Consider the following 16,036-nt stretch of genomic DNA (forward strand, 5'->3'; position numbering starts at 1 on the left):
TTAGTCGTTTACCTCTTAAACTCGATAACGTTGAGTGGACGTCATTCTATTAATACTTAACACAAGGCAGCTTTTTTAAATAATCATTTCTCTCAGCAAATGAAATGTTTCTGTTAGGCTATTTAAATTTATCCCTGTTTCTAATAAAAATTATATTGAAATCGACTCAAATTGTCAAATTAAGCTTACGACTCTTTACGATTTTGTTTTCTGTTAACGCGACGATCCATTTGATCTTTACGTTTAATTGCTTTTTGAATCTTTTTCTTATATCCAGGTTTACGTTTTTTCTTCTCTTTTTTAACCATTCCTTTGATTACTGGAGCTAAAGGATCTTTGGTTTGTTTACGATTTTCACGGCGATTACGATCATAAGAATCAACGATTTCACCTTTTTTAATATCTTTAGGTGCAAATTTAATCCCCATTGCTTCTAACTCAGCAATTTTATTTTCTTCATTTGGTTCATATAACGTCATCGCAATACCACTCAAACCGTTACGACCAGTACGTCCAACACGATGAATGAAGAATTCTAAATCATTTGGAATATCATCATTGATGACATGTGAAACACCCTCAATATCAATTCCACGCGCTGCCAAATCAGTTGCGACAACATATTGAAAATCTAAATTTTGAACTTCTTTCATGACACGTTTTCGTTCACGAGCTGGCACATCACCATGAATTTTAGCAACTTTTAAATTCTTACCACGTAAATACTCAACAATTTCATCAACACGTGTTTTTGTATTTGCAAAAATAAGTGCGATATATGGTTGTCCCATCGTAATTAATTGATAAATAACTTCATTACGATCATGACCCTTCGTTGGAATAATCCAGTTTTCAATCGTATCACTAATAACTGATTTAGCTGCAATTTCTTCAACTACTGGGTTCTTCATGTATTTCTTTAAAAATGGTTGTAATTTTTGTGGAATAGTTGCTGAAAACACCATCATTTGAAGATCAGAAGGTAATGCAGATGCAATTTGATCAGTTTCTTTCAAAAACCCTAAATCAAGTGTCATATCTGCTTCATCTACAACTAAAGTTGATGCATTATGAATATCTAAAGCGTTACTGCTCATTAAATCAGCAATACGTCCAGGTGTCCCAATGACAATTTGTGGTTGTCTTCTACTTAATTTATCGATTTGACGCTGTTTATCTGTCCCACCAACATAATTTTGAATATGAATAGGTTCGGGACTAAATTCTGCCAATTGCTTAGCAGCTTCATAAATTTGGTAAGCAAGTTCACGACTTGGTGTCGTAATAACTGCTTGAACCGTATTATTTGAAGGATCAAGTTGATTAAAGATTGGTAATAGGAAAGTATGTGTTTTACCACTACCCGTTTGTGATTGACCTACAACGCTTTTACCCTTTAAAACAACTGGTATTAAGCGTTGTTGAACTTCTGTTGGTACATTAAAATGAATTGCTTCAATCGCTTTTAAAAGATACGATTTCAATCCAAAATTTTTAAAATTTTCTGGCATTTTATTCTCCCGTATATGTCTTAGCTAAATCATCAAGTGATTTAACTATTTCTTCGTACTCTGCTTGGTCTTTAGCTCTTGCACCACTGGCCATGGGATGTCCACCACCATCATGCTCTTTTGCTAACTGATTGATTACAGGACCTTTTGATCGTAATCGAACGCGATAGCTACCATCCTTTTGCTGCACAAAAATTGCCCAACATTGAACTTCAATAATTTTACCTGGTAAAGGTACAATTTGAGATGAACCAGCATCGCCCAACTCTATTGAATCTAGATAGTCATGTGTCAATATGACATATGCTGCTTTATGTTCTGTAATAACTAAATTATCATATACATATCCTGATAACTTAGCGACACCTGCGGTAATATTGTCCATTTTTTGGTTTATTTTAGTAGTTGAAAAATGATAAGTCATTAATTCAGCAACCACTTGCATCGTATGTGCAGTTGTTGCTGAATACATGAATCGACCTGTATCGCCAACAATTCCGGCGTATAACATCCTAGCCGCATCATCAGTAACTACAAGTTCTCCACCAACGCCATCAACTAAATCCATAACTAATTCAGAACTACTTGATGCATTTGTTTTCACCCAAACTAAATCACCATAAACGTCTTCATTGGGATGATGATCCAATTTAATTAGGTAGGCACCACTTGTATATCGATCATCTTCAACTCTTGGACGATTAGCCGTATCAATCACGATGACGAGTGCATTATTATACGTCTCATCAGAAATTTCATCTTGGTCACTAATCCATACTAATCCAGCTGAGGGCGCACCAACTTGATAAACCTTTTTGTCAGGAAAACTAGCACGAATAATTGCTGCTAACCCCGATTGAGATCCAATTGCATCAGGGTCTGGACTTTGATGACGATGAATAATAATCGTATCAAATTGTTTAATTTTTTTTAAAATTTCTAACTCAATTTTCACTTAAATGACTCCTTCTTAGAACTCAAATGGAATATCAATCTCGGGAATAATCCCCACACCATCATTCAATAATTGAACAAATTCAACTGGATTTTGTTCAATTTTGGTAAACGTATTGTAATGAATTGGAACAACCTTTTTTGCCTGTACAAATTCAGCTGCAATTGCAGCATCTTCTAAACCCATTGTATAAGTATCACCAATCGGTAAAAATGCTAAATCAACAGGTTCCATATGATTAACTAACTTCATATCTGAAAATAAAGCCGTATCTCCTGCATGATACAAGACTTTCCCATCAATATGCAATTCAAACCCTGCAGCTACACCTAATGTTCTCGCTGTACCATCAATTACCAAGGCAGCAGTATGCCACGCGGGAATAAGTTTTACTGAACCGAAAGGTAATTTAAGCTGACCACCAAAATTTAAAGGCTCAACAATTAAACCCTCATCTTCAAAATAATTAGCTAGTTCATTGATTGTAACGACTTTAGCCCCTGATTTTTTTGCTAACTCAATTGTATCACCCACATGATCGTAGTGTGCATGCGTCACTAAAATATAATCTGGATTTAATTCGTCAATAGTCGTTTTAACTAACGGATTATCTTTAATGAATGGATCAATTAAGATCGTCAACTTATCGTCAGTAACAATTTGAATACTAGATTGTCCAAGCCATGTAATTTTCATGTTTAGTCTTCTTTCGTTTCCAAAGTTGCTCTTAAGTATAACGGTTATTGAGGCCAATTACAAAGGCTGTTTTGTGTCTTTTTTCCCAAATAATGGTAGTTTCATATTTTCAAAACCAATTGGTGCTAAATTTGTCATCGTTAATCCAAGTAACCTAATTCCCTTTTCTGCACCCAATATATCGTCAAAAATCTGTCGTCCATAAAAATAAATAGTTGCTGCATCATTACGAATAAATTCTTCCAATGTTAATCTTTTTGTTAGCGTCGTAAAATCCTGATAGCGAACTTTAATGACTAACGTTTTCCCATGTTTTTGTTGTTTACTCAACGTTTCTGAAACTAAATGTGCAATATACCTAAGTTGTGTTTCAACTTCATCCGTTGTCATCAATAACTTCCCGTATGTTCGCTCGCTACCAATCGATTTTCTCTCTCTTTGCCACTCGACTGGACGATCATCAACACCTCGTACTCGTTTATATAAGAAGTACCCTAATTTACCAAATTGTTGAATTAATTCAACTTCAGATTTTTCTAATAATTCTTTTCCAGTAAGGATACCTTGATTAATCATTTTTGGTTCTGTTTTTTTTCCAACGCCTCTAAATTTACCAATTGGCAATTCAGATAAAAAAGGAATGACATCTTCTGGCAGAATTAATGTCATTCCAGCTGGTTTATTGTAATCGGACGCTAGTTTTGCTAAAAATTTATTATAAGAAACACCCGTTGAACAGGTTAAATGTAATTTTTGATAGATTTCTCTTTGAATCATGTGCGCTGCTTGAATAGCACTTTTAATTTCTTTTTTATTCTGTGTAATATCAAGATAGGCTTCATCAAATGCAATTGGCTCAATCATTTCTGTATATTCATGAAATATTTCATGAAGCTGTCTTGAAACTTCTTTATATAGTGTGAAATCAGGCGATTTAAAAATAGCTTTAGGACAAATTTCATAAGCTTCTTGGGCTGCCATAGCAGAATGGATACCTAATTTTCTTGCCTCATAATTTGCTGTAGCAACAACACCACGACCACCATTTTTTCTAGGATCCTGGGCAATAACTAATGGTTGTCCAATAAATTCAGGATGTTCACGCTCTTCAATTGACGCATAAAAAGCATCCATATCGACATGGATAATTTTTCTTTTTAATAAATTATCGTCTATTGTAATACCATTTAATTCAGCCATTAGTCCCACATCCTTTTCATGCAATTTTACACGAACGCACGTTCCTTTTCAAATTAATTGCTCTTTATTGTCCATTAAGATATAAAAATACCTCATTATCGTTAAACTTATGTTTAACAATTATGAGGTACTTCATATTATTCACCTATAACAGAATTATCCTTATTTAATTTAAAAATTTTACCTTCTACATTAAGATTATCTTTAATAGACTTTTGTAATTGTAACATTGCCTCATCAATAATTTCATTCTGTTCTTTATTGACAGATTCCATTACCATAACAGCATTTTTTGTATCATCTGTTAACATTGTTCTTTTACCATCTCGCCAATTTAAGCATCTGCAAACTGCTCCATCATCATCATAATATAAAACTTCACCAAGCAGAGCTGGTTCATTTTTATCATCACCTAAAGGATAAAAAGCTTCTCCACCTTTAGCAACACCTAAATGAAGATCTCCTTTGATAGCATCTGTATCTTCACCACCAACAGGTACACCATACTCTAATGAAATACTATTGTACAGGTCAACAAGCGGATTTATTGAACCCACACCTTTACCCTGATCAACTCGTTTAAGTAAAGCTTCAATTGATGAACGAGCACCTTTTTTCTTCTTAAAATTTTGGTATGCTTCACGCCAATTAGCCACGACTAAATTGTCTTTGAATGATTCATTTGTTAAATATTTTTGAGCTTTATCCCCAGCTTGTTCAAGCATGTTATCATAAAAATCGGTTTGATTTTCTTTAGGATGATTATCTATATCTTTTAAAAGCATAATATTAATTTGTGCATCTGGAAAGATGTTCCAAAAATCTTCATCTATAATAATTTTATTCATCATTACTCTCCTTATAAATTTATACTTTTATAATCGCTTTCGTACTATAATACTTCTGATATTTTGTCTATTAAAATAATATTTCCCTAAATAATTAAAATTATCATGCAAGAGTTACTTCAATTAATACCGAAGGATTAACGTTTTTTACTTTTTAGGATCGTATATCCAGTAATTACCATCATCCGTTAATAATTTATCTGAAGCCGTTGGACCCATCGATCCACTTAAATAGTTAGGGAATAACGTTTTATCATCATTATCGTTATGCCATGTCTCTAAAATCACATCGGCTACATTCCATGCCTTAGCAACTTCATTCCAATGAGCAAAATTAATTGCATTTCCATCTAACGCATCCAAAATTAACTTTTCGTATGCTTCTGGTGTTTTAGCTTTTGTTTCAGGTGAATTAACATAATCTAAATTCGTTTTATTCGTGTTAAAGCCTTGCCCAATTTCTTTAGTATTAATCGTCAATCTAAATCGTTCATCAGGTTCAACTGTAATTGTTAATACATCTTTACCTAAATGTTCATGTTCAGCACTTGTTCCAAAAATATTTTTTTCAACATTTTTAAAAACAATATTGATTTCAGTATTTTTCTCGACAAGACGTTTACCACTGCGAACATAAACTGGCACACCAGCCCAACGATCATTGTCAATCATTAAACGACCAGCAATAAATGTTTCAATCATTGAATCAGGTGAAATCTGTTTTTCCTCACGATAAGCCTTTTCGGTTCCTGCCTCATTTGCACCATATTGTCCACGAACAAAGTTTTTATTAACTTCATCAGGTTTTAAGATACGGATTGCTTTTAAAGCCTTTAATTTTTCTTTACGAATTTCTGATGCAACAAATTCTTTTGGCATGTCCATTGTTAATAATGAAACAACTTGCATAATGTGATTTTGGAACATATCACGCATAGCGCCACTCGTTTCATAGTACCCGCCACGTTCTTCAACACCTAATGACTCACTCAACGTTAATTGAATATTATCTATATACTTATTATTCCACAATGTTTGCGTAATAATATTACCAAAACGAATTGCTGGAATATTTTGAATCATTTCCTTACCTAGGTAATGATCAATTCTAAATATTTGATCTTCATCAAAAGTATTTGTAATTTCATCATTTAACTTTTTAGCACTTTCAAAATTGCGTCCAAAAGGTTTTTCAATAATTAAACGGTTGAATCCATTTTTAGTTACTAACTTTTGTGACCCTAAATGAGTCGCAATCGTACCAAAAAATTGAGGTGACATTGCTAAGTAGAACATACGGTTACCTTCAATTTGGTATTTTTCATCAAGTTTATCTGCTAATTTTTTTAAAGTTATATAATGTGCAACATCAGTCACATCATGTGATTGATAATAAAAATGTGATACGAAATCAGCAATTTTATTAGCATCATCGCTAACATTAACTAAAGATTCAGTAACAACGTTTTGATAAAAATCATCTGTCCAAGGACGTCTTGCAGTCCCAATTACAGCAAAGTTGGCATCTAAAAATCCTTTTTCAAATAGTTTGAAAAGAGATGGATACAATTTTCGCTTTGCTAAATCTCCGGTTCCACCAAAGATAATAAATAAGGCCTTTTGTTGAGTTTCCATTATTCCACACCACTCTCATTTTTGAGGTTTCAGTCCTCTTTATTAGTAAAATCAATAGTATAAGTTTACATTTTATTAGTAAAATAAACAAGAAAGTTGGTCTTAAACTAGACAATAAAAAAAGTATTAACTCTGATTAGCACAAAGTTAATACTTGAAAATAATTATTTTTCGTCAGAAGAGAATTTATCTTCTTCAGTTTTTGTTTCAATAACTGCATCAGTAGTTGTTTCTTCCTTAACTGCAGCTGCAGGTTCTACTTTAACTGCGGCAGGAAGGACACGTGCGATTGCTGAGCGTTCAAATGTTAAGAAAATACCGTCACAATCAAGTGTAACAGTTTTTGCCTCTTCATCAAAACTATCAATAACGCCGTGTAAACGACCAATAGTTACTACTGCATCCCCAGGTTTTAATTGGTTCATCATATCTTGTTGTTTTTGTTGTTGTTTTTTTTGTGGACGAATCATCATGAAATACATCAAGACGAATAAAGCCACAATCATTAAAATACTACTATATTGCATTAATAAGTCACCTCTATTTCTTTTTTCTTACTACACAAGGGTATCAAACTTATTGACTGAACACCACAGTTATTCAAAAAAATTTAAAAATTCTTAGGATTTTTATCATAAAATCCATATTGTTCAAAAAATGCTTCACGAAATTCTAATAAGTTGTCATCCATAATAGCTTGACGAACATCAGCCATTAAATGTGTTAAAAAATACAAATTATGATAACTAGTTAAACGAATACCAAATGTTTCATCTGCTTTAATCAGATGACGTAAATAAGCACGCGTATAATTCTTACATGTATAACAATCACAGTTTTCATCTAATGGTCTAAAGTCTCGTTCATATTTCGCATTTTTTACAACAACACGGCCCATTGAAGTCATTGTTGTCCCATTTCTAGCAATACGTGTTGGTAACACGCAATCAAACATATCAATTCCACGTAACACCCCATCAATCAAGGCGTCAGCTGAACCAACACCCATTAGATACCGTGGCTTGTCTTCTGGTAACAATGGCGTTGTGAAATCTAAAACGCGGTTCATTTCAGCTTTTGATTCCCCTACCGATAACCCACCTATTGAATAACCAGGAAAGTCCATTGAAACTAAATCACGCGCACTTCGTTCTCTCAAATTTCGATGACCGCCACCTTGAACAATTCCAAATAAAGCCTGTTCTTTCGGATTCAAATGAGCTTCAAGTCCTCTTTCAGCCCAGCGGCTTGTCCGATCAACTGATTTGCTAATATAGTCATAACTTTCAGAAAATGGTGGACATTCATCAAAACTCATCATAATATCCGCACCTAAAGCATTTTCTATGTGGATCGCTTTTTCTGGTGATAAGAATAATTTTTCTCCATTTAGATGACTTCTAAATTTGACGCCTTCCTCAGTAATATCACGCATCTTTGCTAATGAAAATACTTGAAAGCCACCCGAATCAGTCAAAATACCTTTATCCCAATTCATAAATTTATGTAACCCACCAGCTTCTTGTACGACATCTTCACCGGGGCGTAACCATAAATGATAGGTGTTTGATAAGATAATATTAGCACCAAGTTCGTCTAATTCTTCAGGTGCCATTGATTTAACAGATGCTAGTGTACCTACGGGCATAAACATTGGCGTTGGGAAAGTTCCGTGAGGTGTAATAATTTCACCAAGTCTGGCACCTGTCCGTTTGTCTTTTTTGATTAACCGATACTTAATTGCGGGCTCTACCATTATTAATTCTCCATCCTATTTAATATACATTGCATCGCCGAAGCTAAAGAATCGATATTTAGAATCAACTGCATGTTTATATGCGTTTAAAATATTTTCTCTTCCTGTAAATGCTGCAACCAACATTACTAATGTTGATTTTGGTAAATGAAAATTAGTTATAAATCCTTCAACAACCTTAAATTCATATCCTGGTTTAATGAAAATTTCCGTCCAACCACTGTCAGCTTGAATAGCGCCCTTAAATTTTGAGCCAATTGTTTCAAGTGTCCGAATTGTAGTTGTTCCTGTCGCAATAATTTTACCACCTGATTTACGAACATCATTTAATTGTTGAGCTGCATCCTCAGTTAAACGATAAAATTCACTATGCATTTTATGGTCTGCAATATTCGTTTCACTAACAGGTCTAAATGTCCCTAATCCAACATGTAGCGTTAAATAAACAAGATGAACACCTTTAGCTTCAATCTTTTCTAATAATTCATTTGTAAAATGTAAACCAGCTGTAGGTGCTGCTGCCGATCCAACTTCCTTTGAATAAACCGTTTGGTACATTTCTTGATCTTCAAGCGTTTCTTTAATATAAGGAGGTAGCGGCATTTCGCCAAGTTCATTCAGAATTTCCATAAATATACCCTCATATTCAAAACGAATCATGCGGCCACCATGTTCTAGCTCTTCAATGATCGTTGCCGTTAAGCGGCCATCACCAAAACTAATCACAGAACCAACCTTCATTTTTTTAGCAGGTTTTACTAATGTTTCCCAGTTATCACCATCAGTATTGTTCAATAGCAACACTTCGATGTGGCCACCAGTATCAGGTCTAATTCCATGAATTCTAGCAGGCATCACCCGCGAATCGTTCATTACAAGAGCGTCCCCAGCATTTAATTGGTCAATTACATTATAGAAATAATCATCCTTGATTTTACCTGTCTCATGATCCAAGATTAACATCCGAGATGCATCACGTTCTTCTAAGGGTGTTTGCGCAATTAATTCTTGAGGCAATTCATAATCGAAATCTTCAGTACTTAGTTGTTTAGTCAAAATATCGTCATCCTTCTCTATTTATTCTCGTTAAAGTCATAAGGTCGATTCAAATGTTCATAAGCTTCCATTGTTGCAACTCGCCCTCTTGGTGTGCGTTTTATAAAGCCAATTTGCATTAAATAAGGTTCAACCATTTCAGCAATGGTCTCTGTTTCTTCCCCTATATTGGCTGCTAACGTACTCAAACCAACTGGACCACCTTGATAGAAATCAATCATAGTCTCTAAAAGTTTGCGATCTGTCTCATCTAATCCACGGTTATCCACGGCAAGTAGATTTAACGCATGATCAGCCGTTGCTTGGTTAATTTCACTTTGGTCAGAAACTTCTGCAAAATCACGAACTCTTTTTAATAGGCGATTCGCAATTCGTGGTGTTCCACGTGAGCGTCGAGCTAACTCATGAGCGCCACTTTCTTCAATTTTTGTATTGAAAATATCTGCTGATCGAATGACAATTTCTTGCAAATCAGATTGATTATAATAGGCCATATGTTCAACAATCCCAAATCGATCTCGTAACGGTGCTGATAGAAGGCCCGCCCGTGTTGTTGCACCAATCAATGTGAATGGAGGTAGTGGAAAATGAACGGGATGTGCTGTTGGGCCTTGGCCAACAACAATATCTACAAAAAAATCTTCCATAGCTGAATACAACATTTCTTCAACCATCTTGGGTAAACGATGAATTTCATCAATAAATAAGACATCCCCAGGTTGTAATTCATTTAAAAGTGCCACAAGATCTCCAGATTTTTCAATTGCTGGTCCACTAGTTGTTTTAATTTGCACTTGCATTTCATTTGCAATAACCATTGCAAGTGTTGTTTTACCTAACCCAGGTGGCCCATACAACAATACATGATCAAGTGCCTCTTCACGTTGTCTAGCAGCTTGGATATACACACTTAATTCATTTTTAACCTTATCTTGACCAATGTATTGTGATAAAAATTGGGGACGAAGTGACTTTTCAATGGATTCTTCCTGATTATCTTCCGGTTCATTCGAAATAATCCGTTGTTCTGTCATTTTATCAACCTCCTTTTATTTTTTCATTAATAATTTTAAGCCTTCTCGTAGATAAGCATCCGTTGAGTCTGCTTCGAATGATTCTAGATTCTTACTAATAGCCTTAATCTCACGTTGAGAATATCCTAAAGCAGATAAAGCTTCAAGACTTTCTTTCATAAATGGTGATGCTTGTGCCGGAATGAAATCAAGCGATTGTTGTCCTGGCATTGTGGTTGCTTGACCTTCAATATCATCTAATTTACCTTTTAAATCAAGCACGATTTGTTGTGCTGTTTTTTTACCAACACCTGGAAATTTAATTAAATAACTAACATCTTCTGTATTAATCGCATTAACTAAACCACGATGATCATCATTGGCTAAAATAGCAAGCGCACTCTTAGGACCGATTCCTGAAACATTCAATAATTTTTCAAATAATTTTTTTTCATCTAAATCGTAAAAACCAAATAACGTCATATCATTTTCACGAATAGCCTGATAAACAAAAATTTTAACAACTTTTTTTGAATCTTCTTGGTACCTAAATGGGTTAGCAACAAAAATTTGATAGCCTATTCCATTAACTTCTAAAACAAGATAAAAAGGTGTTACAGCCGTTATTTGGCCCATAAAATACTCATACATATTATTTTCCCACTTTTCCTAATCTACATGAATCTGCTTTTAATAGTGTACCATAGACCACTTATTTATACAGTTATCGCTTTTCTTACAAAAAAATCAATTATCACCAAATATTTGGCAACAATTGATTCTTAGCCTAACCTTCGTGACCGGTTTGATGTGAATCTTGAATTCGTTTAAAGAAATGTTCCATGTCTTGATTAGAAAAATGAACTAAAACTGGTCGTCCATGTGGACAATTAAATGGATTTTCAACATTTTTTAGCTCACTTATCAATGCCTTAGCTTGTCGATCATCAAGGTGGTGATTTGCTTTGATTGCCCTCTTGCAACTCATCATAATCGCCGCTTTTTCTCTAAATTCAGCAATCACTATTTTCCCATCTGTGAGTAAGTAATCAATCATTTCTCGAATCGTACTTTCTTCTTGCCCTTCTTTAAACCAGGTTGGATGCTGTCTAATAATGAAACTATTTTGTCCAAATGGTTCAAGGATGAGTCCGATTTTTTCCAATATATCGGTATGTTCAGTAATAATTATAGCTTCACTTACTGTATATTCTAGAACAATCGGTACCAATAGATTTTGCAAGTCACTAGAAACGTCACCAATTTGCTTACGATAAAACTCATAATTAATACGTTCTTGTGCAGCATGTTGGTCTAATATATATAACCCGTCTTCCGATTCTGTAAATAAATAGGTTCCATGCATTTGGCCAATATATTTTAAATCAGGAAACCTTTGTTCACTCTTTTTCGTGGTAGCTATTTCTTCATCATTCTCTTTCTGTACATCGCCTGTTTCATCCGGCGTAACAATAGAAAATGGTGCCACATTAATTTCATTAGCATATTGTGTCTCAAATGTGCTAACTCGTTTCGAATCCAATTGTTCAGCAACTTGAATTGAGATTGGTTCAATATTCCTTGATAAATGATTTAAATTTTCGCCAATTGTAATCTTAGGTTCACCACTTGTTACTGCATCCGTTTGTACTGATGAGAATTTAGGCTTAGCTTGATATTTACTTGAGGCTTCATTCAAATCAAATTGTAATTGATCCGTATCTATTTTTTCACGTTTCTTAGAACTTAAATTCTCTAATGCTTCCGGAATTAAATTTTCTTCAGCAATACGTTCATAGATAATCTTTTTTATAAGTTCAGTTAATTCTGGTTCTTTACTCAATCTTACTTCCTGCTTAGTTGGATGAACATTCACATCAACTAGCATGGGATCTAATTGAATATTCAAAATTGTAATCGGATAGCGTCCAACCATTAATTTTGATCCATATCCTTTAATGATTGCTTTATTTAAATTAACATTTTTAACGTAACGTCCATTAATTAAAATAGATATAAACTGTCGGCCAGCACGCGTTAATTCTGGCAGTGATGTATAACCGCTAATCTTAAAATCTAAATCATGACCCTTAAATTCAAGCATTTGGCGTGCACTTTTGACCCCATAGATAGCTGAAATAGTTTGTTTCAGTTGGCCGTTTCCAGTTGTTTTCAAGACTTCTTTACCATCATGTGTTAAAGAAAATGAAATATTTGTATGGCTCATTGCTAATCGGTTCATCATGTCGCTAATAATTGACATTTCAGTTTGCAAAGACTTTACATATTTTAAACGTGCAGGCGTATTGTAAAATAAGTCAGAGACTGTTATTTCTGTTCCTTTACGACTAGCAGATGATTTTTCATCTACTATCTCACCACCGTTAACAGCAATAACAGCCCCAGGTTGCCCTTCAATAGCTGTATTCAAAGTCACTTTAGCAACTGATGCAATACTTGGTAAAGCTTCGCCACGAAATCCTAGCGTACTGATTTTAAATAAATCTTCTCTTGAAGTAATCTTACTTGTGGCATGACGTTTAAAAGCATTCTGCAGTTGGGATGCCTCAATGCCATCTCCATTATCAATGACTTGAATTAATTTAAGCCCAGCTTCCTCAACGACTACATCAACTTGTGTGCCATGCGCATCAATCGCATTTTCAACTAATTCTTTTACAACAGATGCAGGTCTTTCAACTACTTCACCAGCAGCTATTTGATCCGCTAAAATTGTGGGCAGTTCAATTATTTTTGTCATTCATTCACCTTCAGTTCTATCCGTTCAATTTTTCTTGCCAGTCATATAAGACGTTCATAATATCTCTTGGCGTCATGTTCATCAAGTTAAGTGCTTTAAGTTCATCCACAACTGCTAACTGGTCCTTTGACAAGTTTTCGTTAACAAATAAAGATAACTGCGTATCATCTTCATTGATGGTTGTTGGTAATTCTTTTTTACTATCTGATTGTTTATTTTTTAGCTCTAAATCATCTAAAATTAATGTTGCACGGCTTAACAATTCTGCTGGCATTCCCGCCAATTTAGCAACATGAATCCCATAAGATTTATCTGCAGGTCCTTCTTGAATTTTATGTAAGAAAATTAATTCACCATTTTCTTCAATAGCACCTACATGGACATTTTTTAAAGAACTAACGGTTTCTTCAAGTATCGTTAATTCGTGATAATGTGTCGAAAAAAGTGTTTTGGCATGTACATGTTTATCCACATACTCGATAATCGCTTGTGCGAGTGCCATACCATCATAAGTTGCCGTTCCCCTACCAAGTTCATCAAATAAGATTAAACTATTCTCAGTCGCATTTTCTAAGGCTTGATTAGCTTCTTTCATTTCAACCATAAACGTACTTTGACCTGAAATTAAATCATCTGCTGCACCAATCCGAGTAAATATTTGGTCAAATATTGGCATTTTAGCCGCCTCTGCAGGTACGAAACAACCGATTTGAGCCATCACAACCGTTAATGCTAATTGACGCATATACGTACTTTTACCTGACATATTAGGTCCTGTAATCAATAAAATATCAAGTGTTTCAGGCATTCTAACATCATTTGGTATATAGCTTTGTTTTCCCATCACTTTTTCAACTACAGGATGCCAACCAGCTGTGATATCCAATTGATGACCTTCTTTTAATAATTGTGGTTTTACAAAATGTGAGTCTTCACTAACAACCGCGAAACTTTGTAAGACGTCTAACGTGGCAATTCCTTGAGCTAATATCTGTAATCGTTCAATTGATTTTTTAACAATATCTCTAATTTCGACAAACAATTTATATTCTAAATCCATCGCTTTACTCTCAGCACCTAAAATAATACTTTCACGTTCTTTCAGTTCAGGTGTGATATAACGTTCAGCATTAGTCAACGTCTGTTTTCGTTCATAACGGTCTTTTGGAACATTAATAATATTAGATTTTGTCACTTCGATAAAATAACCAAAAACACGGTTAAATCCAATTTTAAGATTTTTAATCCCCGTTAGATTTCTTTCTTTGGCTTCCATTTCAGCTAACCATTGTTTACCATTTTTCATTGCATCTTGATAAATATCTAATTTATCATTATACCCCGGTTTAAATAGGTGACCATCAGTCACTGATAAAGGTGGTTCATCAACAATGGCACGTTCTATTAAATTAGAAATATCATCGACTGGATCTAATTTATTGATAACATCAGAAAAAGTACCATCGTCAATTTCGTCTAAAACATATTTAATTTTAGGAACTTGTTTAAGCGATAATTTAAGTTGAACTAAATCTCGCCCATTTACGCTACCAAAAGCGACACGTCCTGCCAATCTTTCTAAATCATAAACTTTAACTAACTCTTCTTGTAACGTACTTCTTTCAAAATAATGGTTAATCAATAAATCAACCTTATTTTGACGGTCTAAAATTTCAGCATAGTTAATAAGCGGTCTATCAATCCACTGTTTAAGTAAACGACCACCCATAGCTGTTTTTGTGTCATCTAATAACCACAATAAAGTACCTTGCTTCTTGCCCGTTCGAATATTTTGCATTAATTCTAAATTATATTTTGAATAATGATCCATTTTCAAGAAAAAATCAGGCTCATAATGAACTGCTTTTTGTAAATGATCTAAACTTCGTTTTTGCGTAACTGAAAGATACGTTAACAAGTCAGTTACAACCGAGATTTCTAGTGAATCTGTTAAATCTTGAATCGCATAACTTGATTCAGCATGATTTTCAACAATTTCTTGTTTAGAAAGCATAATATTTAATTTTTCTAATGTTTCGATTGTTTCATCAGACAAACTATCATTAATCACAATTTCTTTAGTTCTCAAACTCATTATTTCATTAATTAAATTATCTAAATTATCTAAGCGACTCGTTTTTAATTCACCTGTTGATAAATCAACATAAGCAAATCCAAAACTATTGTTGTCTTCTATAATAGCTGTTAAATAATTATTTTCTTTAGACTCCTTCGCACCGTTATCCATCGTTGTTCCTGGTGTTACTAGCTGAATAACTTCACGTTTAACCATACCTTGAGCTAATTTAGGATCTTCAACTTGTTCACATATTGCGACTTTGTATCCTTTTTCAACTAAAATATCGATATAATTTTGAGCAGCATGATGCGGTACGCCACACATTGGAATAGGATCATCAGCTTTTTTATTACGTGTTGTTAACGTTAATTCGAGTAATTGCGACCCTTTAACAGCATCATCATAAAATAGTTCATAAAAATCACCAAGACGATAAAACAAAAAAGCATCAGGATACTGTGCTTTAATGTCAAAATATTGTATCATCATTGGCGTTAGTTTTGTTTTTTGCGGCATAGTCGAGAT

At 34.1% G+C, this 16,036-nt stretch carries 13 protein-coding genes; all 13 read right to left on the bottom strand.

What is annotated here, in order from left to right; translation table 11 throughout:
• Nucleotides 1-185 precede the first annotated feature (185 nt).
• Nucleotides 186-1,511, bottom strand: a complete 1,326-nt coding sequence (locus tag AC1RPW_RS06570; RefSeq protein ID WP_409021433.1) for a DEAD/DEAH box helicase — start codon at nucleotides 1,509-1,511, stop codon at nucleotides 186-188.
• 1 nt (nucleotide 1,512) lies between these two features.
• Complete coding sequence (locus tag AC1RPW_RS06575) at nucleotides 1,513-2,466, bottom strand: DHH family phosphoesterase (RefSeq protein WP_481761837.1); 954 nt, start codon at nucleotides 2,464-2,466, stop codon at nucleotides 1,513-1,515.
• A gap of 15 nt (nucleotides 2,467-2,481) precedes the next feature.
• Nucleotides 2,482-3,162, bottom strand: a complete 681-nt coding sequence (locus AC1RPW_RS06580; RefSeq protein WP_481761838.1) for a metal-dependent hydrolase — start codon at nucleotides 3,160-3,162, stop codon at nucleotides 2,482-2,484.
• Between the two features lie 57 nt (nucleotides 3,163-3,219).
• On the bottom strand, nucleotides 3,220-4,362 hold the full coding sequence (gene dinB / locus AC1RPW_RS06585) for a DNA polymerase IV (RefSeq protein ID WP_481761839.1): 1,143 nt from the start codon (nucleotides 4,360-4,362) through the stop codon (nucleotides 3,220-3,222).
• Nucleotides 4,363-4,499: 137 nt separating this feature from the next.
• Complete coding sequence (locus AC1RPW_RS06590; protein ID WP_481761840.1) at nucleotides 4,500-5,210, bottom strand: B3/B4 domain-containing protein; 711 nt, start codon at nucleotides 5,208-5,210, stop codon at nucleotides 4,500-4,502.
• Nucleotides 5,211-5,357: 147 nt separating this feature from the next.
• Nucleotides 5,358-6,845: a glucose-6-phosphate dehydrogenase gene (gene zwf, locus AC1RPW_RS06595; RefSeq protein ID WP_481761841.1), complete on the bottom strand. Its 1,488-nt coding sequence runs from the start codon at nucleotides 6,843-6,845 to the stop codon at nucleotides 5,358-5,360.
• 164 nt (nucleotides 6,846-7,009) lie between these two features.
• Nucleotides 7,010-7,372 (bottom strand): preprotein translocase subunit YajC, encoded by a 363-nt coding sequence (yajC, locus tag AC1RPW_RS06600; RefSeq protein ID WP_409021441.1) that lies wholly within the window; start codon nucleotides 7,370-7,372, stop codon nucleotides 7,010-7,012.
• An 83-nt stretch (nucleotides 7,373-7,455) separates the two neighbouring features.
• Entirely contained in the window at nucleotides 7,456-8,601 is a 1,146-nt protein-coding gene (tgt, locus tag AC1RPW_RS06605; RefSeq protein WP_481761842.1) for a tRNA guanosine(34) transglycosylase Tgt, read from the bottom strand.
• Between the two features lie 15 nt (nucleotides 8,602-8,616).
• Nucleotides 8,617-9,657, bottom strand: coding sequence for a tRNA preQ1(34) S-adenosylmethionine ribosyltransferase-isomerase QueA (queA, locus tag AC1RPW_RS06610; protein WP_481761843.1), 1,041 nt, complete (start codon nucleotides 9,655-9,657; stop codon nucleotides 8,617-8,619).
• A gap of 17 nt (nucleotides 9,658-9,674) precedes the next feature.
• Complete coding sequence (gene ruvB, locus AC1RPW_RS06615) at nucleotides 9,675-10,691, bottom strand: Holliday junction branch migration DNA helicase RuvB (RefSeq protein WP_409021443.1); 1,017 nt, start codon at nucleotides 10,689-10,691, stop codon at nucleotides 9,675-9,677.
• 15 nt (nucleotides 10,692-10,706) lie between these two features.
• Complete coding sequence (gene ruvA / locus AC1RPW_RS06620; RefSeq protein ID WP_481761844.1) at nucleotides 10,707-11,321, bottom strand: Holliday junction branch migration protein RuvA; 615 nt, start codon at nucleotides 11,319-11,321, stop codon at nucleotides 10,707-10,709.
• 136 nt (nucleotides 11,322-11,457) lie between these two features.
• Complete coding sequence (gene mutL / locus AC1RPW_RS06625) at nucleotides 11,458-13,431, bottom strand: DNA mismatch repair endonuclease MutL (RefSeq protein WP_481761845.1); 1,974 nt, start codon at nucleotides 13,429-13,431, stop codon at nucleotides 11,458-11,460.
• 16 nt (nucleotides 13,432-13,447) lie between these two features.
• Nucleotides 13,448-16,027 carry a DNA mismatch repair protein MutS gene (gene mutS, locus AC1RPW_RS06630; protein WP_481761846.1) on the bottom strand — a complete coding sequence of 860 codons (2,580 nt, stop codon included), beginning with the start codon at nucleotides 16,025-16,027 and terminating at the stop codon, nucleotides 13,448-13,450.
• Between the last annotated feature and the right edge of the window lie 9 nt (nucleotides 16,028-16,036).

This window comes from Dellaglioa sp. CoH-55-MRSF-8 (assembly GCF_056782195.1).